Below are 20,176 nucleotides of genomic sequence, written 5' to 3'. Positions count from 1 at the left end.
CACCCACAGGATGATGCCGTGCCGTACCCGCCGGTCAGATGAACCCGGTGGGGTCGTCGGTGTAGGTGCGACCGTCCGGGGTGGTGATGGTGGTGACGCCGTTGGCGTCGGTGTGGAATTCCCAGCCGGGTTCGTGACGCAAACCGTGGTGCACCCGGCAAAACGGCCGGATGTTGGCTTTGTCGGTGCCGCCGCCCTCGCTCCACGGCTGTGCGTGGTCGAGGTCGGAATACTGGGCGGGCCGGGAACATCCCAGCATGCAACAGGTGCGGTGCAGGACTTGGACGTACTTGCGCATCTTTTTCGACGGCCGGTAGCTGTTACGCCCCATGTCGACCGGTAACCCGGTCATCGGTTCCGACACGATCCGGTTCCACACCGAGTTCGAGTCGAAGGCGATCTCTCGTGCCATCTCAGGTGAGATTTCCCCACACCCGGCGAGTTCGCCCAGGTTGTTCCGCAGGCCCATCAGGGTCGGGAGGTCGATGTAGACATAGATCTGCGCCTTCGGTTTACCACCGCACTCCCCGCCCAGGCATCGCTCCACCAACGCATCGACCCGGAGCTGATCCATGGTGCGTTTATCGCCCTTGCGCTTCTTCTCCAACGCATCCCGGTCGCAGGCGGCGTAGATGGCCTGGGCACGGTCGGAGGGCAGTTCGGCGAACAGGGTCGAAGACCCATGATCCCCATGCCGGATCTCCAGCATCCGCGCCGCCGCCTTCTCCCGCCGCCGCGCCTCATATCCTTCCGGGTCGACTCGCATCAGCAGCGTGTTGACCATCCTGCGCAGTGAGGCAGAGTTCTTGTTCTCGAACTTCACTCGCGCATCGACTTCCCGCGCCACGTCGCGGGACGCGCAGGCGGTGGCCTCGAACACCTTCGCCGCCATGCCCTCGTCAATGACCCCGTTCTCCAGTGCTTCGAGGGTGCGGGGCAGGTATGAGGTCAACGCGTCAGCGAGCGCCGCCTTCCGTTCCGCCCCGGCCTGGGTGCAGTTGCACGACAACGCCACCCAGGCAAGCACCGATCTTCGAGACCGCACCTGTCTCATCTGCACAATTTGTCGTAACAACATCGCCTGCCCATATCGAGACCACCTCTTCCAATGCTCCGCAGAATCAGCAACAACCCGCTCTTCAGACTTCTCTAATACGTCCACAAAACAATTCTACCAACCACCTCACCACCCGATCGGGTACAGAAATGATCACAACCTGCCACAACGGGACCCCAACGAAACAGAAGACGAAAAGCGAACGGGACCGTCAATGCGTCGGGGACGCCGCGTCGCGGGCGTGCCTGAAACTTTCACCGCGCCCACCAAAAAAGCGAGCAAAGCCAAAAATGCAGCCCCCATTTTCCACTCTACACGGAGGCACCGACAGTCCTGGATGAAGCGAGAAGAGGCCAGAAAAGGATCATCCGAGAAACCGGTCCAGAACCGCCCGGGTAACCGCAGCAACCCCAGGATCCACCAGAGAAGACGACCACCCGATCGATCCGGCCGAAAACACCTCACCCCCGCTGCCCGTCCCGAAGTGCACCACCTCACCCCCACCGGAATCCGGGTTGAGCCCCCGCGCCAGCACGGTGACCCCATCCGGACTGAACGCCCCGACCTTGTCCGTCTCGTGCGCGGACGCCCCGCCGGGGCACCGCTCGTGCAAACTTCGCACACCGAACAGGTCACCACGGGCGCAAGAGCCGCCGAACGCCCAGTGCTCTGGCGACAGAACCTCGTACGGAGCGCCGGTCATCGCTCCCGCATTGGTGAACACGACCCCGAGCAACGCCGAAGTCGGCCGATACGACCGATGCATCCGGCTCTCGTGCGAACCAGAAACATGAGTGAGGAAGCGCAACGCGCCATCTCCTGTGAAGGAAACCTCGCAGTCGACGCCGTTGCCGCCGAGGTAGGCGAGCTTCCCGCCGCGCTCGTGCACCCACGACCACACCGCGTCGTACATTTCGCGCGACCAGTACTCGGGATGGGTGTTGAGCACGAGCACCCGGTAGGCGTCGAGGTCGAGCGTGCCGTCGTGGAGGTGCTCGTCGGCGTAGAGGTCGTGGTCGTAGCCGGAGCGTTCGAGCCAGCTCAAGAGCCGCCACTCCGCCGCCGCGAGATGGCACGGCTGCCTGCCCCGGACCGGATCCTCGGGCCGTTCCCCGAAACCGATCTGGTTCAGCGGTTCCGGCCGTTCGAACGACAGCGGCGGATAGGCGTCGTCGGGGAGGTCGTGCTCGCTGAAACTGGACTCCGTGTAGCGGCGCATTTCCAGGCGCGGCACCAGGATCGGCTCCGCGGGCAGCCCGGCGGCGTTGATGTAGTTGCTGCGGCCGCCGAAGTTGTTGTAGGCGTTCCAGGTGTTGGTCGAGGCGAGCACGGCGATCCTCGCCGACGGCGTGCGCGGCGCGACGACCCACGGGAACGAGAACCGCGAACCCGATTCGGTTTCGAGGTGGAAGTAGTAGAGCCCGCCGCGATCCGGCGCCGTCACGTACTGGCGGTGCGACGGGTCGACGAAACCGCGCTCGTTGAACCGGACGCCGGTCCGCGTGTAGTCGCCGTCGGGTGTCACCTGGACGGTCGCGCGCGGCGCGTGCTCGTCGAACCAGCCGATCAGCGCGGTCTCCTCCGCCGCGCCGCCGTGCCGCCACAGGCTCAGCCGGTACGGCTCGGGACTGTGGATGCGGAACTCGCCCCGCTCACCCGCGCGGACCCATTTCGGCCACACGTAACCGAAAACGCGATCCGACAGCAGCCGGAACTGGTGCGGCTGACCGGAACCGATCGACACGGTGACGTGCTTGGCGCCGTACCCGTCCTTCGCGAGCGTGACCCGGTACTCGCCAGGCGGGAGCTCCACCCGGATCGCGCCGCTGGCCGTCGAAACCGCCTGCCAGTACCGGTTCCCGTCGGTGATCTCGACCGACACCCCCGGCAGTGCGAGGTAGCGCTCGTCGCTGACGTACCCGATCATTTCGCCCCCAGTTCCTGCCCAGCGCGATCCGGCAGCATCAGCATGGACAGTCCACTGAGGACACAAGCGCCGATCACGTACAGGCAGACGCCCCAAGCTTGCCCGCCGCCCGCGGCCACCAGGGCCGTGCTGATCGCGGGCGCGAACCCGCCCGCGAGCACCGCGGTGAACTGGTAGCCCATGCTGATCCCGGTCGCCCTCGCCTCGGTGCCGAACAACTCGGACAGGATGGTCTGGGACAGCGCCGACATCGCGAGCACCGCCACCGGGAACCCCAGCACCATCGCGACCGCGGCCAGTACCGCGTTTTCGGTGTTGTAGAGCCAGAATACCGGGAAGATGAGCACCGCCAGCGCGGCGCAGCCGCCGAGGAACACCGGCCTGCGCCCGATCCGGTCGGACAGCGCGCCCCAGGTCGGCGCGAGCACGATCTGCACCCCGGCCGCCACCATGGTCGCCGTGTAGGCCACCGACGCGGAAACCCCGCGACCGGTGAGGTACGCGGTGCCGTAGGTCGTCACGACGTAGCCGCCGATGCTGTTGGCGAATCCGAACAGGATCCCGAACACCAGCATCTTCGGCCTTCGCAGCACCACGAGCAGTGGCGCCCGGCGGGGCCGCTCCGCCTTCCGCGCGCGTTCGAACTCCGGTGTTTCGGGCACCTTCCACCTGATCACCAGCCCCGCCACCAGCAGTACGACGCTGAGCAGGAACGGGATCCGCCAGCCCCACGACCGGAACTGCCCGTCCGGCAGCAGGGAAACCAGGTCCATCAGGCCCGACGACAGGAAGAGCGCGACCCCGGATCCGGACAGCAGCAGCGCGCCGTAGAGGCCGCGGCGGTCCGGCGGCGCGTGCTCGATCGCGAGCGAGGTGGCGCTGCCCATTTCGCCGCCGGTCGCGAAACCCTGCACGAGGCGCAGCAGGACAAGGCAGATCGGCGCGGCGACGCCGATCTGGTCGTATCCCGGCAGCACGCCGATGAGCATCGTGGCGATCCCCATCGAGACGATCGTGATGATCAGCGCCGTCTTGCGGCCCGCGCGGTCGGCGATGTGCCCGAGCACGATCCCGCCGAGCGGCCGCAGCACGAAACCCACCGCGAAGGTCGCGAACGAAGCCAGTTCGGAAGCGACCGGATCGCTGGAGGGGAAGAAGGTCTTCGGGAAGACGACCGCCGCGGCCAGCCCGAACAGGTAGTAGTCGTAGTACTCCAGCAGCGTGCCGACGCTCGCGCCCAGCACCGCCCGCCGCCGCGTGCTCGCCAAGTCCATGGAATACCTCCGGCGACCCGGTCTTTTTTTCGGCATTTCGAAAATGTATTCCCAATGCTGGAAGCAGGTTAGCCACCTGGCCCGGCACCGGCAAGGGTCCGAACAGACCAGAGCCGGGCCACACCGTCCTTTTCGGACGGTCACACGGAATCCGGCGGCGAACCGGTGTCCGAAATGCCGGGAGCTCCCCCGCATTAGACCGAATTGACCAACGCGCCGACCCCGCCCGGCGGCCTACCATGGAGCCCCACGCCACGAGCGAAGGGACCAGCGCCGTGCCGACGAAGACACCGCCGAGCAGCCGCGATGCCCGGCTCCGCAAGTTCTTCGACTTCTTCGACCTCGACCGCGACGGCGACATCACCCACGACGACCTGCTCGCGATGGCCGCCAGGATCGCCGCCGCCTTCGACGTCCCGCCGGGATCACCGAAGGACGTCGCACTCACCAACGCGTTCCAGGGGTTCTGGCACGAGCTGCTGAAGAGCCTCGACATCGACGGCGACCGCCGCATCAACGACCGCGAGTACCGCGACGGCATGATCGCCGCCTTCGCCACCTCGGGCGGGTTCGAGCACGGGTTGCGCCAGCTCATCAAGGCGGCCGTCGAAGTGGCCGACACCGACGGGAACGGCACGCTCGAACCGGCCGAGTTCCGTCGGCTCGAGGAGGCCATCGGCAACCCGGCGGAGGACTCCGAGGAGGCGTTCGCCAAGCTCGACACCGACAACGACGGCAGCCTCACGGTGGAGGAACTGCTCGACGCCGCGCGCCAGTTCCACACCGGCACCGATCTCGACGCCTTGGGCAACTGGCTCTTCGGCTCCCTCTAGCGCGTCCGTGTGAAAATTCGCGCGTGAGCAAAAGGCGTTACGTCGCGCGCGGTGTGCCCGGCGGCTACCGGATCTGGGACAACCGGGCGCGCCGCTGGTGGGGCGACCACTACGAACTGTGCCCCGACGACCTGCTCGCCGAGCTGAACGGCGCCGCCGACCAGCACCGGATCACCGCCCTGCTCAAGCGCTACCGCGCGCAGAAGCGGTGACCGCGGCCGTCCGGACGGGCGCGGGCCGCCGAATCGCGTGACAATCGTGGGGTAGGGCGCATCGCCGAGCGGAGGGAACACTGATGGCCGACTACCGCGAGAACGTCCGGTACGGGGTGGACGCGGGCCGCCTGTGGGCGGGCGGTGTCGCGACGGCGGTGGTGGCCGCGCTGGTCGCCGTCGTCGGCCTGCTCATCGCCCGCGGCATCTTCGGCGTGGAGGTGCTGGCCCCGAAGGGCGCCGGCATCTGGGGCAACGCCAGCACCACGACCTACGCGATCGTGGCAGCCGTGGTCGCGCTGCTCGCCACCGCGCTGATGCACCTGCTCAGCGTCGCCGTGCCGTCGCCGGGCACCTTCTTCGGCTGGATCATGGTGCTGGTGACGCTCATCGCCGTGGTGCTGCCGCTGACGCTCACCGTGGTGCTGAGCGCGAAGGTCGCGACCGCGATCATCAACCTGGTGCTCGGGCTCGTGATCGCCGCGGTGATCAGCAGCACCGCGGCGAGCTCCCGCACGGTGCGCCGCCGCAAGCAGCAGGCCGAGCCGCCCGCGCCCACCCAGCGCTGGGACCAGCCCCCGTCGTCCTACTACGACAGCTAAAGGCGTTCGAGGTACCGCAACGCCGACGCCGCCGCGTTGGCGCCGCACATGCCGTGCGCGCCGGCGCCCGGCGGGGTGGCTGCGGAGCAGAGGTACCGGCCGGGCACGCCGGTCCGGTACGGGTCGAACGCGACCCTCGGCCGGAACACGAGCTGCCGCAAGGTGTTCGCGCCGCCGACGATGTCACCGGCCACGTAGTTCGGGTTGTACGACTCGAACCCGGTGGCCGACCGGCTCGCCTTCGCGACGATCCGGTCGCGGAAACCGGGTGCGAACCGCTCGATCTGCCGGATGACGTGTCCGGTCGCGTCACCGGTGTACCCGCTCGGCACGTGCGCGTAGGCCCACACGGGGTGGACGTCGCCGCGGGAGCGGGACGGGTCGGCGAGGTACTGCTGCCCGACGAGGGTGAACGGCCGCTCCGGCATCGCGCCAGCGGCGATCTGCCGTTCGGTGGCCTCGATTTCGGCGAAGGTGCCGCCCAGGTGCACCGTCCCCGCCCGCCGCGAGTCCACAGTGGACCACGGAACGCCGCCGTCCACCGCGAAGTCCACTTTGTACGCGGCGGGGCCGTAGGAGTAGCGGCGGTAGGCCTTCGCCACCCGGTTCGGCAGCGCGTCGCCCAGTACGTCGGCGACCGCGCGCGGCGCGAGGTCGAACAGCGCCACATCGGACGGTGGCAGCTCGCCCGCCGCCGTCACGCGTGCGCCCGTCTCGATCTTGCCGCCCAGTTCGGCGAGCAGCCCGGCCAGCGCGGTGGTGATCGCCGCCGAACCGCCCTCGGCCACCGGCCAGCCGACCCGGTGCCCCGCGCTGATGATGGTGAGCCCGATGCCCGCGGTGGCCGGGCGGTGGAACGGGTGGAAGGCGTGCGCGGCGACGCCGCCGAAAAGCGCGCGAGCGGCGTCGGTGCGGAACCGGTGCGCCAACGCCTTCGCGGGCAGCATCGCGCGCATCCCGAAGCGCGCCAACGAAACGGGATGCCCCGGCACGCGGACCAGCGGGCGCAAGAGGTCCTCGGCGAGCGTGTCGAATTCCGAAGAGAGCGGACCGAACAACCGCAGCCACGCGCGTTCGTCGCCGCCGAGACCGGCGGCGGTGTCGTCGACGGACCGCACCAGCAGCGCGGCCTCACCGGAGTCGAGCGGATGGGCGCAGTCGATCTCCGCGGTGCGCCAGCGCAGCCCGTGCCGTTCGAGGCCGAGAGAGCGGAGGAACGGGGACACCGCGGCGATCGGGTGCGTCGCCGAGCAGTGGTCGTGCACGAGGCCCGGCATGCCGAGATCGCTGCTCCTGGTGCCGCCGCCGATCTCGCGCTCGGCCTCCAGCACGGTCACCTCGACCCCGGCGCGCGCGAGCGCGACCGCGGCGGCGAGGCCGTTCGGACCGCTGCCGACCACGACCGCGGTGCTCATGCCGTCCTCCCGGGGATGCGTGGGGCCGAAGGCTAACCCCGCCCGGCCGGCACCGGCATCATCCAGATGACGGATCTTGCCCGCACGGCACACCCCTCAGTCACTGTGACGCTCGTCACACAAAGATCGCTTACCGGCACGGTCCACCGGCGAGGCGCGTAGCATCAGCGAAAGCGGTAAATGCTCGTGCATCAAGCGAGAAACTGGGGTCCGCGAAATTGAAAAGAGATTCAACCAAAGATCTGATCGACGTTTACGTCGTCATCGGCCCGAGAACCGCGGCCGATATCGGGCAGCGCCCGCGAAAATCATTCGGCACCACCCCGTTCGACTGGGGCCGCTTCGGCATGAACCCCATCGCGGCGGACGGTCTCGTCGCCGATTTCTGGCGCATCCAGAACTCCGCGCGCGAAGGCATCTGGCTGATCGGATCACCTTCGGTGTTCCGGAGCGCGGCATGGCGGCTCGCACATCCGCTCAACGGTCCCACCTGGTCACCGAGGCTGCCGTTGGTCGCCGTCTGCGCGCACGACGAGCCGGGGCAGGTCGGCGACGCGCTCGCGGCCGGCGCCTCCGCCGTGCTGCTCGACGACGACACCACCTGGCAGTACGTCGCCGCGATCCACTCGGCGCGAAAAAGGGACCTCTTCCTTTCCCCCCGGCTGCTCAGCCCGCACGCCAAGCAGATCATCGATCTGGTCAGAACACCCGTAACGAGCCAGCTCGCCCAGCTCACCACCCGGGAGAACGAGGTGCTCACCTATCTCGCGAAGGGGTACCCGAATTCCACCATCGCCGAGCAGCTCCACATTTCACGGGCGACCGTGGGCACCCATGTCCTGAACATTCTCCGCAAGCTCAAGGTCCGGAACCGCACGGAGGCGGCGAACGTCGCCCACCGGCTGCAGCTGACCGGCTGATCCGGGAACCGGCGCCGCACGGCGGTTCCCGGATCCGTCCACTGTGGTCACCCGGCCAGGGTGATGTTGATCATCCACATGGTGCCGAACTTGTCGGCGCACATCCCGAACTCGGCGCCCCACATCTGCTTTTCCAACGGCACGTCGATCCGGCCGCCCTCGCTGAGCTTCGCCCAGTAACCGCGCAGTTCTTCGCGGTCCTCACCGCTGACGCTGATCGAAATGGCCGAGCCCGCCTGCTGCTCCATCCCCGGCGGCGAGTCGGCGGCCATCAGGGTGAGGCCGCCCTCGGTTTCCAGCATGGCGTGCATGATGTTGTCCTTGATGGACTCGTCCGGCGCGCCGGACTCGCCGAAGGTGTTCAGCACCAAGGTGCCGCCGAACACGTCCCGGTAGAACTCCATCGCCTCGCGCGCCTCACCGGTGAAGCGGAAGTAGGGGTTGAGCCTGGTCACCATCGCGCTTTCCTTTCGCCGGAACAGGACCGAATCCTCGCAGATCGGCCCCACGCCGACAACGGAGCGCCGATCACCCGTGTGCGCGAAATTTCGCCGGCTTTTCACCACGCTTATCGTGAGAAACTCACGAACCCGACTTTCCATTCGCGGGCTATTTTTCCCGGCGGCGCGAGCGGGCCGCGTCCCGCCTGAGCTGGTCGGTGTGCCGCGTGACGTCGGCGAGCCTGGCGGCCAGCGCGGCGTTGCCGTCCCCGAGGTGGTCCTGCGCGCCGGCCAACGGGGACAGCAGCGCGGCGGGATCGTCCTTCCCCAGTGCTTCCTGGACGCGGCCCGCGCGCTCGCGCCCGGTGGCTGTCAGGTCCGCGAGCCCGCTCACCTGCCCGGCGAGCTGGCGCAGTGCCGCCGAGTTGTCCCGTGCCCACGAAGAGACGACGCGGTCACCGGCGCGCCTGTCCCGCTGGGCGCGGACGCGTTCCTCGCCGGTGCCCTCACCGGTGGCCGACGGCTGGAGCCGGAGGTACCGGCGCTCCGCGGCCTGCCTGCTCGCGACGCCCAGCGCCGGCGCGAGCACCGCCCAGCTCGTGCCGTCCGCGCGCGCCGCGGTGATCAGCTCCGGCTCCCACGCGGCGACGTGCTCGCGCAGGAGCCGGAGCGAGGCGAGCGCGGACAGCAGCGCCTCGGCCCGGTCCGCGGCGGGCTCGGTCGCGAGCGCCTCGTCGAGGGCGGCACGAATCGCCCGTACCGCGTCGTCCACGTTCATTGGTCATCCCTTCGACGACATTCACCTTGTCATCGTTTCGAAGACATGCTACAAGAGAAGGGCGCGTTGACGCACATCGAAACCACCAAGGAGGGAAGTCATGTTGATGCGCACGGACCCGTTCCGCGAGCTGGACCGCTGGGCCCAGCAGGTGAAGGGCACCTGGTCCCGGCCGACCGCGATGCCCATGGACGCCTACCGCGACGGAGAACGGTTCGTGATCGTCTTCGATCTCCCCGGCGTCTCGCCGGACGCGATCGAAGTCGACGTCGAGCGGAACGTGCTGACCGTGAAGGCCGAGCGGCGGCCCGCCCAGTTGCCGGAGAACACCCAGATGCAGGTCGCCGAACGCCCACTGGGCGTGTTCTCGCGCCAGCTCTTCCTCGGCGACGGCCTCGACACCGAGCACATCGAAGCCGGGTACGCCGACGGCGTGCTCACGCTGCGGATCCCGGTGGCCGAGCAGGCGAAGCCCCGCCGGATCGAGATCGCCCATGAACCGCGCGACGCCAAGCGGCTCACCACCTGACCGTCTCGCGGCGCCCGGTGCGGCGGCGAGCCGCACCGGGCACGGTTCCCGAAAGGCTTGTGCAGTGCCCTCGGTCCTCGACACCCACCTCGACCAGGAACTCGCCCTCACCCGCGGCCTTCGCGGCTATGTCTCGGAGGTCGCCACCGCGATCGGCAGCGGCGGCGAGGCGTGCACCTTCGACTTCGACGCACCGGTGTCCGCCTACGTCGCACTCGACTGGCGGCTGCCCGCGCATCCCGGCCGCGACGTCGCGCTGCTGTGGGACGAGGCGCACGGCTGGTCCGCGGCCATCGAGACCCATTCCGGTGAAGATCTCATCGTGATCGCCTACCGGGGCGGGCGTCCCGTCGCGGACCCCCGCGCCGTCGTCCGGTTCGTCGCCGACGTCCGCGCGGGGCTCGGTTCCCCGGTCCCACCGGAGCCCGCCCGGCTGACCAGGGACGAGCTCACCGCGCTGCTCGCCCCGTACCGGCGACCGGACGCTCGCTGACCTCGCCGGTTCGCGGGCACCCCGCGTACCGGCGAGGCGACCGATCGTCCACAGTAGACATTCACACTCGGATTTCACCCAGTGCCGAAACGGTTTCATGCCGGTGCGACACGGCACCATGGCATCGAGGCCACGCGTCGGGTACCGTCAACGAAGAACGCAGCTCCGGTCAGAGCCACTCACCGGACCTCTCCAGTACCGAGATCGGAGTCATCCGGCGCCCCCGGCACGAACCGGCGCCGCAGCGGGCCACCGTCGCCCGCCCCTCTGCCAGTGGAACCCGCGCCACGAACGCGAGCAGCCGCCTGACCGGCGGCTCGGTACTGCGCGAAAACCGTTACACCGCCGCCGATACCGGCGGCGCGAGCCCGTCATCGCCACGGCCTTGCACCACCCTGCCCGCTGGCGGTTCCCGGCCAAGGACCGACGAAACCCGAGGTATGCATGTCCGAAACCCAGACCCCCACCAGGAAACCGAAACCGATCGTGTCCGGGGTGAAATCGCTCCCCGAGCACGTGACGGTCAAGGTCTTCGTGCTGCTGCCGCTCGTCGCGCTGGCGGCCGCGATACCGTTCGCCTGGGGCTGGGGCCTGAGCTGGCTCGACATCGGGATCGGCGCGTTCTTCTTCGTGCTCAGCGGGCTCGGCGTGACCGTCGGGTACCACCGCTACTTCACCCACGGCTCCTTCAAAGCCAAGCGCGCGCTGCGGATCGGGCTCGCGATCGCGGGCAACCTGTCCGCGCAGGGTCCGGTCACCGCGTGGGTCGCCGACCACCGGCGCCACCACGCGTTCTCCGATCGCGTCGGCGATCCGCACTCCCCGTGGCTGTTCGGCACCGGTCCCCGCGCGCTCGCGAAGGGGTTCTGGCACGCGCACATGGGCTGGCTGTTCGAACGCGAGGTGACCAACGCCGACCGGTTCGCCCCCGATCTGCGCGCCGACCGCGACATCCAGCTGGTCGACCGGCTCTTCCCGCTGTGGACCGTGGTGACCTTCCTGCTGCCCGGCGTCATCGGCGGCCTGATCACCTGGTCGGTGTGGGGCGGGGTGACCGCGTTCTTCTGGGCCGGGCTGATCCGCGTCGGGCTGCTGCACCACGTCACGTGGTCCGTCAACTCGATCTGCCACATGATCGGCGAACGCCCGTTCGCGAGCAGGGACAAGGCGGCGAACTTCTGGCCGCTGGCGATCTTCTCCTTCGGCGAGTCGTGGCACAACCTGCACCACGCGGACCCGACCTGTGCCCGGCACGGCGTGTTGCGCGGCCAGATCGACATCTCGGCGAGGATGATCTGGTTCTTCGAGAAACTCGGCTGGGCGTGGAACGTCCGCTGGCCGACCGAGAGCAGGCTCAGCCGGATCTCCGCTTGAACGTCGTGAAAGGACCGAACCATGCGTGACGACTCCGTGTCCCAGGAACGACCCGCCACGGGGGTGGCACCACTGCTGTTCAGCAACACCGAATCCGCGGAGCCCGAGGGCGTCGCCGTGCCCGAAAAGGACAGCGCGGCCGTGCGGTCGCCGTCCTTCCAGGCCGCGGCGGGTCCCGAAGCCGCGGCTTCGTGAGGCTTCCGTTGTAGAACACCGTTTTCCGGACGACCGGTGAGGGCCGGGGACCAGCGGGTCCCCGGCCCTCGTCGGGTCAGTGCCCGTCGAGCAGCTTCCGCATCTCGGCGATTTCGGCCTGTTGCGCACCGATTATGCGGTTCGCGAGCGCCTTCGCGTCGGCATCGGCACCGTCGCGGATTTCCGCGTTCGCCATCTCCACGGCGCCCTCGTGGTGACCGATCATCATGGTCAGCCACATCCGGTCGAACTCGGCGCCCTTCGCCGCGCGCAGCTTCGCCATGTCAGCCTCGCTCATCATGCCGCCCATCGACTCGTGCGACGGCATCCCCGGCATGGCGTGCGCGCTCGCCGGGGTGGCACCCCAGCGCGCGAGCCAGCCATCGAGCTGCTCGATCTCCGGTCCCTGCGCCTTCTTGATCCGCGTGGCGAGATCGGTCACCGCGGCGGTGGCGGTGCGGTCCGGTACCAGCGCGGCCATGTCGAGCGCCTGCTTGTGGTGCGGGACCATCTGCCGCGCGAACGTGACGTCGGCTTCGTTGTGGGTGCTTTGGCTCTGCGGCGCCTTCGCGTCGTCCTGCTGGGCGGTTCCGGCGCAGCCGGACAGGGCCAGCGCGGCGAGCACCGCGCCGACCAGTGACTTCCTGATCATGCTGGGATTTCCTTCTCGTACGTGTGCTGGATGCGGACAGGGCGAACCGCCCCTGTCACACCCGCAGCACGCAGAGCAGGGAGAGGAAGACCGGCGAGCGGAGCCCGCGCGGCGGGTCGCGACCGGCACCGGCGACGCGGACGCCGCCGCGCGGGAAGGAGCGTTCGGCGCGGCACGCGCGCCAGCCGAGCAACGCGAGCAGCAGCACCGCCGCCGCGCCGAAGACCGCGAGGCAGAGGTGGAGCGCGCCGTGGCCGTCGTGCGACCCGGCAGGCGGTGCGGACAGCGAAGGACCGTCGTGGTGCGCCGTGCCCATGGCGGACATCGCGTGCGCTCCCGGCACGTGCCCCGGTTCCGGCTCCGGCGAGACCACGTGGTGCATGCCGAGCACGCCGAACGCGAGCAGGCCGAGCAGCGTCCATCGCAGTGCTGTCCGGCGTAGGCCCACGTCGTCCACGGTATCGCGCTCGCCGCGCAGGACCGTTATCGACCTTTTTGCCGGATTCTGTTGACCTCCGGAAAACCAGTCCCAAAGATGTTCGAGCCGAGTGTCGATCCGGGGGCGGCTCGTTCGACGCATCGGTGAGGGCACCCGAGCGGGGCCGACGAATCCGAGCAGCAAGGGGTACAGCGATGACCGACACCACGACGACCACCGACCGGGAACTCGACCTCGTCACCAGGCTGCGCGGACCGGTGATCTCGCTGACGCGCATCATCGTCGCGGCCCTGTTCTTCTGCCACGGCCTGCAGGGGTTCGGCGCCTTCGGCGGTGTCGACGGCCAGGGCGGCTCGGTGCCGCTCGGGTCGTGGCCCGGCTGGTGGGGCAGCGTCCTCGAACTCCTCGTCGCGGTGCTGGTGGGCGTCGGCCTGTTCACCAGGACGGCGGCGCTGCTCGGCTCCGGCGTGATGGCGTACGCCTACTTCACCGTGCACGCCCCGATGGCGTTCCTGCCGCTGGTGAACATGGGCGAACAGGCCGTCCTCTACTGCTGGGTGTTCCTGCTCTTCGCCCTCATCGGCCCCGGCCCGTTCGCGATCGACGCGCTGCTGCGCCGCCGCCGCTGACTCGCATGCCCCGAAAGTGACCTTCAGGGACTTGGATGCCCCGAAAGCCGCTTTCGGGGCATGCCCTGTCGGTCAGGGGCGGCGGCGCAGGCGGGTCACGGCGAGGGTGGCGAGCGCACCGGTGACGGCACCCGCGAAGGCGGGTGCCAGCGGCGCCCGCCGCGGCGTGACGACCGGCCGGATCACCGCGGGGCCCGGCGGCGCGGGCTGCTTCGCGGGCGCGTCGCTCGCGGTCGCGGTCCACGCGGTGATCACGACGACCATCCGCGAAACCAGCGCGATGAAGAACAGCAGGCCGATCGCCGAGCCGAAGGCCACCCCGGTCGGCGAGCTGCCGATGAGCGTGATGAACACCCCGCCCGCCTGCTTCAGCAGTTCGAACCCGATCGCGGCGGCGATCGCGCCCCGCATCGCGCTGCGCACGCCGACCGGCTCCCTCGGCAGCCTCGCGAACACCCACAGGAAGACCAGCCAGTCGGCGAGCAGCGCGATCGGGATGGACAGCGCCGAGACCAGGGTGTGCGCCCATTCGGCGTGCGCGAGCGGCCCGAGCCGCAGCAGGTACCCGCCGAGCGCGCCACCGGACGCGGTCAGCGCGAACGACACCATCAGCGCGGCGGTCAGGCTCAGCAACGCCAGCAGGTCCTTGAGCACCAAGCGGATCAGCGGCTGCCGCGGCGGGTGCTTGTCCCACATCGCGGTGAGCGCGTCCCGCAGCGCGTTCATCCAGTTCCAGCCCGAGTACAGGCCGATCGCCAGCCCGACGAGGCCGACCTTGGTGCGCTGCTCGATGAATCCGGTGAGCAGATCGGTCAGGTTGTCCCCGAACGAGCCCGGCACCGCGTTCGCGATCGACCGCGACAGCGACTGCAGCAGCTCCGGCTGCCCGGCGAGCACGAACCCGGCCACCGACATCCCCACCATCAGCATCGGGATGAGCGAAAGCAGGGTGAAGTACGAAATCGAGGCCACGTACTGGTAGCCGCCGTAGTCGATGTAGCGGTCGATGCCGCGCACCAGGTGGTCGAGCCACCGGTACCGCCTGCGCAGGCGCGCCCACCTACTGTCCCCCGGAACCGCTCGTGATCGTCGTGTGGTCACCGGCCATATCTACCCCACCACCCGCCGATCGGCTGCACGGCGGGCCTTCGACGGGTTAGATCGGGGGCATGGACCCGGTAGCGGCGTTGCGGCGGATCGCCTTCACCCTGGAACTCCAGCACGAGCCGACCTACCGGGTGCGCGCGTTCCGGCGCGCCGCGGCGACGATCGGCGGCATCGGCTCCGACGAGCTGGCCAAGCACGTCCGCGCGGGCACGCTGACGAGCCTGCCCGGGATCGGGAAGGCCACCGCGGGCGTGGTGACCGAGGCGTTCTCCGGCGCCGAACCGAAGTATCTCACCGACGTGCTCGCGCGCGGGAAGGGCAGGATCCCCGACGGCGGCGAGCTGGCCGCCGCGCTGCGCGGGGACTGCCACACCCATTCCGACTGGTCCGACGGCGGCAGCCCGATCGAGGAGATGGCGGAGACCGCGCGCGAGCTCGGGCACGAGTGGATGGTGCTGACCGACCATTCGCCGAGGCTGACCGTCGCGAACGGCCTGTCCGCCGACCGGTTGCGCGCGCAGCTCGACGTGGTCGCCGAGCTGAACGAGCGGATGGCCCCATTCCGGATCCTGACCGGCATCGAGGTCGACATCCTGCTCGACGGCTCGCTCGATCAGGACCCGGATCTGCTGGCACGGCTGGACATCGTGGTGGCGAGCGTGCACTCGAAGCTGCGGATGTCCACTTCGGACATGACAAGGCGGATGCTGGCGGCGGTGGCGAATCCGCGGGTAAGCATCCTCGGGCACTGCACGGGACGGTTGCTCGGCGAGAAGAAGCGCCCGGAGTCCACTTTCGACGCCGAGCGCGTTTTCGAGGCGTGCCGGGAAAACGGGGTCGCGGTGGAGATCAACTCGCGGCCGGAACGGCTGGACCCGCCGCTGCGCCTGTTGCGCATGGCGGCCGAACTGGGCTGCACGTTCTCGATCGACAGCGACGCGCACGCACCGGGACAGCTCGGCTGGCTCCCCTACGGCTGCGAACGCGCGCTCGAATGCGGCATCGGGCCCGAGGACGTCCTCACCACGAAGACAGCCGAGGAACTGTTGTCCTGGAACGCTTCCTGACCGTCCACTCAGGAGCGGTGGAACTCGGCGCGCCAGCGCACCGCCGACGGATCCGCGACGCCAGGCGGCTGTTCGGCCCGCACCGCGGTCAGCCCGTCGCGAGCGAACGCGTCGATCTCCTCGCGCGTGAGCGGCCACGGCGGCGCGCCGGGGCTCCCGTCCGCCACGGCGGCCAGCACCAGCAACGTCCCGCCCGGGGCCACCAGCGCGCGCACGCCCGCCGTCGCCGCCGCGTGCAGCGACGGCGGAAGCGATTGCACCGTATGGCTTTCCAGTACGAAGTCGAACGCGCCGACCAGCTCCGGCGCCAAGTTGAGCAGATCGCCCGTTTGATAGTCCACAGTGGACTTCGGATGCCTGGCGCGCGCGTCGCGGACGGCGGTTTCTGAGATGTCGAAGGCGGCCGTGTCGTATCCGAGGCCCGCGAGAAACTCGGCGTCGCGCCCGAATCCGCACCCGACCACGACCGCGCGACCCGTGCCGTGGCCGCGTGCGGTGATCCAGTCGACGAGCAACGGGTTCGCGTCGCCGCGGTCCCACGGCACCTTCGCCTCGCCGTCACCCGCGGCCGCGTAGAGCCGCTCGAACCACGCTGTCGGATCGCCCTCGGCCAAAGCGGCGTTGGCAAGCGCTTTCGCCTGTTCGTCGGGGGTGTTCACCGGTCCGCCTCCGCCGCGGCGACCGCCTCGTCCCAGGAAGCGTGCGCGGCGACCAGTGAGCGCAACGGGCGCAGCGCGCGGAACGCCTTGATCCCCAGCACCCCGGCCACCTCGCCGCCGCGGCGGTAGAGCGCCACCAGGTCGCCGCCGTCAAGCACGCCCTCCGGGGTGCCACGCACGACGAGCGCTTCGTCGTGGCCGCCGAGCAAGCCGAACGCCTGCAGCTTCAGGTCGTACTGATCGGACCAGAAGTAGGGCACCGGCGTGAACGGGTCCTCGGTCTTCCCCGCCATCGCGCGCGCGACGTAGAGGCCCTGCTCGGTCGCGTTCGTGCGATGCTCCAGCCGGACCCGCGCGCGGTAGCCCTCGTGGTACCAGTTCGCCACGTCCCCCGCGGCGTACACCCCGGGCGCGGCGGCGCAGAACCGATCGCAGCGCACCCCGTCGGCGCAGTCGAGCCCGCTGTCCTCCAGCCAGGCCGTCGACGGCACGGCGCCGATCGCGACCACCACCACGTCGGCGGGCAGTTCGGTGCCGTCGGCCAGCCGCACGCCGGTGACCGCCTCGTCGGCCGAGCGCACCGTTTCGACGCCGACGCCGGTCAGCACCCGCACGCCGCGTGCCCGGTGCAGCGCGGAGATCACCCCGCCGACCTCAATGCCGACGACCGCGGCGAGCGGCTCGGGGGCGGGCTCCACGAGGCAGACTTCGGCGCCGAGCGTCCTGGCCGCCGCGGCGATCTCGGTGCCGAGGAACCCGGCGCCGACCACCACGAGCCGCTTCCCGTCGCCGAGTTCGCCGCGCAGCGCGGTCACGTCGTCGAGCGTCCGCACCGTGTGCACGCCGCGGATCCCGCCGGTTCCCGGCAGCGCGCGCGGCTCGACTCCGGTCGCGATCACCAGGTTTTCGAACCCGAGTTCCCGCCCGTCGTCGAGTGCGACTTTCCGTGACCCGAGATCGAGCCCGCGCGCGGTGACGCCGAAGCACGCCGTGACACCGAGTTCAGCCAACTTCTCGTGCGCGCACAGCCGGATCCGGTCCGGTTCCCACGCACCGGTCAGGATCTCCTTCGACAGCGGCGGCCGGTCGTACGGCAGCCCCCGCTCGGATCCGACCAGGCTCAGGTCCCCGGCGTACCCCGCGCGACGCAGTCCTTCCGCCGCCATCAGTCCCGCCGCGGACGCACCGACCACGACCACCGGCCCCTCGCCACCCATGTCCCGCCCCGTCCTCGTCCTCGGCACCGTCACCACGATCATGCCGGTACTCGTGCATCACCTGCAAACTTGCGGACACTGCAAGTTTGCAGGTACTGTAAATATCGTGCTCGACTCACAGGGGGCTCCCGGCAGGCGGGAACGCAAGAAACACGACACCTATCGCGCGATCGCCGCCGCGGCGATCCGGCTGGTGTCCGAACGCGGACTCGACGGCGTCACCGTCGACGACATCAGCGCGGTCGCCGATGTCTCGCCCCGCACCTTCTTCAACTACTTCGGGTCCAAAGAGGACGCCGTACTGCTGCCCTATCCCGACACCGACGAACGGGAAAAGCGGGGCAGGGTCGCCATCCTGGAGGCCCCGGCCGAACTGAGCACGCTCGAAGCGGTCCACCGGGCCGTCCGGGGAGACCTCGGCCAGTTCCTCGACGACCGCGAGGAATGGCTGATGCGGCTCAAGGTGATCGAGGACAACCCTTCGCTCATCCAGCGGATGATCAGCGCGAGGAGCGGGTCCGAACAGCTCATGGTCGAAGCGATCGCCGAGCGCGCCGGTGTCGAGCCGACGCATCTGTTCCCGCGCCTGCTCACCGGCGCGGTGATGATCTCGATCAGCTGCGCGCTGCGCCAATGGTCCGCGACCGGCGGCGTCGACGACCTGCACGAGCTCGTCGACGCCGCGTTCGCCACGTTCGCCGCCGGGTTTCCCGACCCGGAAACCGCTTGAAAAACCGGAAAACCACAGGTGACACCGAAACAAGGGGATCTCGTGACCACGACGGCGGCGGAACCGCCCGCTCCACCGGAATCCGGCACCATGGGCCGACGCCAGGTGCTCGAAGCGCTGTCCGGGCTCATGATGGGGATGTTCGTCGCCATCCTCGCCTCGACGGTGGTCGCCAACGCGCTGCCGCGCATCGTCGCCGAACTCGGCGGCTCGCAGTCGTCCTACACCTGGGTGGTCACCACCGAGCTGCTGGCGATGACCGCGACCGTGCCGCTGTGGGGCAAGCTTTCCGATCTGTACAACAAGAAACTGCTCATCCAGCTCTCGCTCGCGCTGTTCGTGGTCGGCTCGCTCGTCGCGGGCTTCGCGGGCGACATCGACGTGCTGATCGCGAGCCGCGTCGCGCAGGGGATCGGCGCCGGCGGCCTGACCGCGCTCGCGCAGGTGGTGATGGCGGCACTCGTCTCACCCCGCGAACTCGGGCGGTACTCGGGGATCTTCGGCGCCGTCTTCGCGATCGGCACCGTGGCCGGCCCGCTGATCGGCGGCGTGCTCGTCGACACCTCGTGGCTCGGCTGGCGCTGGTGCTTCTTCCTCGGGGTGCCGTTCGCGGTCGCCGCGATCGTGCTGCTGCAGCGCACGCTCCGGCTGCCGACCGTGCGCAGGGAGGTCAAGGTCGACTACCTCGGCGCGTTCCTGATCATGCTCGGGGTGTCCACGCTGCTGGTGTGGTCCTCGCTGGCCGGTCACCAGTTCGCCTGGGGTTCGATGTGGACGGTCGTGCTCGTCGGCGGCGGGCTGATCGTGCTCGCGCTGGCGCTCTACGTCGAGTCGAAGGTCGCCGAACCGGTGGTGCCGCTGCACATCTTCCGCAACCGCACCATCTCGCTCACCACGCTCGCGAGCTTCCTCGTCGGCGTCGCGATGTTCGGCGGCACGGTGTTCCTGTCCCAGTACTTCCAGCTCTCCCTCGGCAAATCGCCCACGGTCGCCGGCCTGATGAGCCTGCCGATGATCTTCGGGCTACTCGTCTCGTCGACCGTTTCGGGCCAGCTGATCAGCAAGACCGGGAAGTGGAAGCCGTTCGTGGTCGCCGGCGGCGCGCTGGTGATCGCCGGTCTGCTCCTGCTGTCCACGATCAGCTCCGGCACCGACTCGGTGGTGCTGGGCGCCTACATGGTCGTGCTGGGGCTCGGGATCGGCATGCTGATGCAGAACCTGGTGCTGGTCGCGCAGAACGACGTGCCCGCGAAGGAACTGGGCTCGGCGACCTCGGTGCTCTCGTTCTTCCGCAGCCTCGGCGGGTCGATCGGGGTCAGCGCGCTCGGCGCGGTGCTCGCGAACCGCGTCACCACGCTCATCACCGAGGGCATCGGCCCGATGCCGGGCGGCCAGTCCTCCGGCGGCGCGGTCCCGGAGATCGGCAAGCTGCCGGAACCGATCAAGCACGTGGTGCAGGAGGCCTACGGCACGGCGACCAGCGAGATCTTCCTCGTCGCCGCGCCGTTCGCGGTGCTCGCGCTCATCGCGGTGCTGTTCCTGAAGCCGACCGAGCTCAAGACCCAGACCGGGACCGAGCGACTCGCCGCGGAAAGCGCAGTCCACTGAGGACACTCGGAAACCGGTG

23 protein-coding genes are annotated in these 20,176 nt (G+C 69.4%); 12 read left to right on the top strand and 11 right to left on the bottom strand.

Translation table 11 applies throughout. The annotated features are described in order from the left end of the window. Window positions 1-34: 34 nt before the first annotated feature. The 3 genes from HUW46_RS30645 to HUW46_RS30635 form a co-directional block, all read right to left on the bottom strand. Entirely contained in the window at window positions 35-1,162 is a 1,128-nt protein-coding gene (locus HUW46_RS30645; RefSeq protein ID WP_215542243.1) for an HNH endonuclease signature motif containing protein, read from the bottom strand. A 259-nt stretch (window positions 1,163-1,421) separates the two neighbouring features. Continuing rightward, window positions 1,422-2,984, bottom strand: coding sequence for a carboxypeptidase-like regulatory domain-containing protein (locus HUW46_RS30640; protein WP_215542242.1), 1,563 nt, complete (start codon window positions 2,982-2,984; stop codon window positions 1,422-1,424). Next, window positions 2,981-4,258, bottom strand: coding sequence for an MFS transporter (locus HUW46_RS30635; protein ID WP_215542241.1), 1,278 nt, complete (start codon window positions 4,256-4,258; stop codon window positions 2,981-2,983). Before HUW46_RS30635 ends, HUW46_RS30640 begins: the two co-directional genes overlap by 4 nt. A gap of 275 nt (window positions 4,259-4,533) precedes the next feature. On the opposite strand from HUW46_RS30635, the gene HUW46_RS30630 reads away from it, so the two are divergent. The 3 genes from HUW46_RS30630 to HUW46_RS30620 all read left to right on the top strand — a co-directional run bounded on the left by HUW46_RS30630 (window position 4,534) and on the right by HUW46_RS30620 (window position 5,905). Further along, window positions 4,534-5,091 carry an EF-hand domain-containing protein gene (locus HUW46_RS30630; RefSeq protein WP_215542240.1) on the top strand — a complete coding sequence of 186 codons (558 nt, stop codon included), beginning with the start codon at window positions 4,534-4,536 and terminating at the stop codon, window positions 5,089-5,091. Window positions 5,092-5,114: 23 nt separating this feature from the next. Beyond that, complete coding sequence (locus HUW46_RS30625; protein WP_215542239.1) at window positions 5,115-5,303, top strand: hypothetical protein; 189 nt, start codon at window positions 5,115-5,117, stop codon at window positions 5,301-5,303. Window positions 5,304-5,386: 83 nt separating this feature from the next. Continuing rightward, window positions 5,387-5,905, top strand: coding sequence for a DUF6069 family protein (locus tag HUW46_RS30620; protein ID WP_215542238.1), 519 nt, complete (start codon window positions 5,387-5,389; stop codon window positions 5,903-5,905). Here the strand turns inward: HUW46_RS30620 and HUW46_RS30615 are convergent. Beyond that, entirely contained in the window at window positions 5,902-7,320 is a 1,419-nt protein-coding gene (locus tag HUW46_RS30615) for a phytoene desaturase family protein (RefSeq protein WP_215542237.1), read from the bottom strand. The two genes, HUW46_RS30620 and HUW46_RS30615, sit on opposite strands and share 4 nt — an antisense overlap. A gap of 218 nt (window positions 7,321-7,538) precedes the next feature. Here HUW46_RS30615 and HUW46_RS30610 point away from each other — a divergent pair, with 218 nt between their 5' ends. Further along, entirely contained in the window at window positions 7,539-8,240 is a 702-nt protein-coding gene (locus HUW46_RS30610; RefSeq protein WP_215542236.1) for a LuxR C-terminal-related transcriptional regulator, read from the top strand. 47 nt (window positions 8,241-8,287) lie between these two features. Here the strand turns inward: HUW46_RS30610 and HUW46_RS30605 are convergent, their stop codons facing one another. Beyond that, window positions 8,288-8,698: a VOC family protein gene (locus HUW46_RS30605; protein WP_215542235.1), complete on the bottom strand. Its 411-nt coding sequence runs from the start codon at window positions 8,696-8,698 to the stop codon at window positions 8,288-8,290. A gap of 151 nt (window positions 8,699-8,849) precedes the next feature. Further along, window positions 8,850-9,458, bottom strand: a complete 609-nt coding sequence (locus HUW46_RS30600; protein WP_215542234.1) for an HSP18 transcriptional regulator — start codon at window positions 9,456-9,458, stop codon at window positions 8,850-8,852. A 100-nt stretch (window positions 9,459-9,558) separates the two neighbouring features. Here HUW46_RS30600 and HUW46_RS30595 point away from each other — a divergent pair, with 100 nt between their 5' ends. The 4 genes from HUW46_RS30595 (at window position 9,559) to HUW46_RS30580 (ending at window position 12,049) form a co-directional block, all read left to right on the top strand. Continuing rightward, on the top strand, window positions 9,559-9,987 hold the full coding sequence (locus tag HUW46_RS30595; RefSeq protein WP_215542233.1) for an Hsp20/alpha crystallin family protein: 429 nt from the start codon (window positions 9,559-9,561) through the stop codon (window positions 9,985-9,987). A 64-nt stretch (window positions 9,988-10,051) separates the two neighbouring features. After that, window positions 10,052-10,480: a DUF6292 family protein gene (locus HUW46_RS30590; protein ID WP_215542232.1), complete on the top strand. Its 429-nt coding sequence runs from the start codon at window positions 10,052-10,054 to the stop codon at window positions 10,478-10,480. A 444-nt stretch (window positions 10,481-10,924) separates the two neighbouring features. Further along, window positions 10,925-11,854 carry an acyl-CoA desaturase gene (locus HUW46_RS30585; protein ID WP_215542231.1) on the top strand — a complete coding sequence of 310 codons (930 nt, stop codon included), beginning with the start codon at window positions 10,925-10,927 and terminating at the stop codon, window positions 11,852-11,854. A gap of 21 nt (window positions 11,855-11,875) precedes the next feature. Continuing rightward, window positions 11,876-12,049, top strand: a complete 174-nt coding sequence (locus HUW46_RS30580; protein WP_215542230.1) for a hypothetical protein — start codon at window positions 11,876-11,878, stop codon at window positions 12,047-12,049. A 76-nt stretch (window positions 12,050-12,125) separates the two neighbouring features. Here HUW46_RS30580 and HUW46_RS30575 read toward each other — a convergent pair whose 3' ends face one another. Together HUW46_RS30575 and HUW46_RS30570 are read right to left on the bottom strand one after the other, a co-directional pair. Next, on the bottom strand, window positions 12,126-12,701 hold the full coding sequence (locus HUW46_RS30575) for a DUF305 domain-containing protein (RefSeq protein ID WP_331477154.1): 576 nt from the start codon (window positions 12,699-12,701) through the stop codon (window positions 12,126-12,128). A 55-nt stretch (window positions 12,702-12,756) separates the two neighbouring features. Further along, window positions 12,757-13,149, bottom strand: a complete 393-nt coding sequence (locus tag HUW46_RS30570; protein ID WP_215542229.1) for a DUF6153 family protein — start codon at window positions 13,147-13,149, stop codon at window positions 12,757-12,759. 185 nt (window positions 13,150-13,334) lie between these two features. Here HUW46_RS30570 and HUW46_RS30565 point away from each other — a divergent pair, with 185 nt between their 5' ends. After that, entirely contained in the window at window positions 13,335-13,769 is a 435-nt protein-coding gene (locus tag HUW46_RS30565; RefSeq protein WP_215542228.1) for a DoxX family protein, read from the top strand. A 72-nt stretch (window positions 13,770-13,841) separates the two neighbouring features. Here the strand turns inward: HUW46_RS30565 and HUW46_RS30560 are convergent, their stop codons facing one another. Beyond that, window positions 13,842-14,870 (bottom strand): YhjD/YihY/BrkB family envelope integrity protein, encoded by a 1,029-nt coding sequence (locus HUW46_RS30560; protein ID WP_215542227.1) that lies wholly within the window; start codon window positions 14,868-14,870, stop codon window positions 13,842-13,844. Between the two features lie 68 nt (window positions 14,871-14,938). Between HUW46_RS30560 and HUW46_RS30555 the strand changes: the two genes are divergently transcribed. Beyond that, the gene (locus HUW46_RS30555; protein WP_215542226.1) at window positions 14,939-15,943 is read left to right on the top strand and encodes a PHP domain-containing protein; all 1,005 of its coding nucleotides are present in this window, start codon (window positions 14,939-14,941) and stop codon (window positions 15,941-15,943) included. An 8-nt stretch (window positions 15,944-15,951) separates the two neighbouring features. On the opposite strand, the gene HUW46_RS30550 is transcribed toward HUW46_RS30555, so the two are convergent. After that, window positions 15,952-16,602 (bottom strand): class I SAM-dependent methyltransferase, encoded by a 651-nt coding sequence (locus HUW46_RS30550; protein WP_215542225.1) that lies wholly within the window; start codon window positions 16,600-16,602, stop codon window positions 15,952-15,954. Then, complete coding sequence (locus tag HUW46_RS30545) at window positions 16,599-17,861, bottom strand: NAD(P)/FAD-dependent oxidoreductase (RefSeq protein WP_215542224.1); 1,263 nt, start codon at window positions 17,859-17,861, stop codon at window positions 16,599-16,601. The genes HUW46_RS30550 and HUW46_RS30545 overlap by 4 nt, the downstream gene beginning before the upstream one ends. A gap of 64 nt (window positions 17,862-17,925) precedes the next feature. Here HUW46_RS30545 and HUW46_RS30540 point away from each other — a divergent pair, with 64 nt between their 5' ends. Both HUW46_RS30540 and HUW46_RS30535 read left to right on the top strand, forming a co-directional pair. Next, on the top strand, window positions 17,926-18,549 hold the full coding sequence (locus HUW46_RS30540; protein ID WP_254125047.1) for a TetR/AcrR family transcriptional regulator: 624 nt from the start codon (window positions 17,926-17,928) through the stop codon (window positions 18,547-18,549). 90 nt (window positions 18,550-18,639) lie between these two features. Next, the gene (locus HUW46_RS30535) at window positions 18,640-20,157 is read left to right on the top strand and encodes an MFS transporter (protein WP_215550209.1); all 1,518 of its coding nucleotides are present in this window, start codon (window positions 18,640-18,642) and stop codon (window positions 20,155-20,157) included. Window positions 20,158-20,176: the final 19 nt, after the last annotated feature.

The organism is Amycolatopsis sp. CA-230715, assembly GCF_018736145.1.
Classification (GTDB): Bacteria; Actinomycetota; Actinomycetes; order Mycobacteriales; family Pseudonocardiaceae; genus Amycolatopsis.
This window is presented reverse-complemented; position numbering and strand designations above follow the sequence as displayed.